The organism is Glaciecola sp. 1036, assembly GCF_050306235.1.
Classification (GTDB): domain Bacteria; phylum Pseudomonadota; class Gammaproteobacteria; order Enterobacterales; family Alteromonadaceae; genus Glaciecola.
The window spans coordinates 1-564 of sequence record NZ_JBLWFH010000042.1 but is presented as its reverse complement, the minus strand read 5'-3'; the positions used below and the strand labels follow the sequence as shown (position 1 = coordinate 564).

The window sequence follows — 564 nt, the reverse complement described above, 5'->3', positions numbered from 1 at the left end:
CCAAGGTAAAGGTTTTGTCGCTTATTACGCTACTCCCTCTAAGGGAGGGAGTCCATACATCGGCGCAGGCCACGACCCCCTTGGAACATAGTAAATTTAATTAAAACCAACACTAAGAACAGTCTAAATAAAATGAATATTCGCTAAAATTGCTTTATTTGATTGCCAGGCATTCCAGTAGTGAAGCAACCCTGTGTTTACATCATTACCAATACGCACAATACAACGCTATATATTGGCGTAACGAGTAATCTAATTCAACGTATTCATCAACACAAAAACAAGCAAGTAGATGGATTTAGCAAAAAATACAACTTACAAAAGCTCGTGTACTTTGAGCAGTTTGCTCTTATGGAAGACGTAATATTGAGAGAAAAGCATTTAAAAAACTGGCGTAGAGAATGGAAAAATAAATTGATCAATACAGAAAATCCGGATTGAGATGATTTGTACGAAGCTTTACTTGTGAAGTAACAAACTGCATTAAGTTCCAAGGAGGTCGTGGCCTGCGCCGATGTATGGACTCCCTCCCTTAGAGGGAGTAGCGTAATAAGCGACAAAACC

Annotated in this window: 1 protein-coding gene; it reads left to right on the top strand. The window is 39.0% G+C overall.

Annotation, left to right across the window (positions count from 1 at the left end):
* Nucleotides 1-180 precede the first annotated feature (180 nt).
* Nucleotides 181-441, top strand: coding sequence for a GIY-YIG nuclease family protein (locus ACNKW3_RS19830; protein WP_427401064.1), 261 nt, complete (start codon nt 181-183; stop codon nt 439-441).
* Nucleotides 442-564 lie beyond the last annotated feature (123 nt).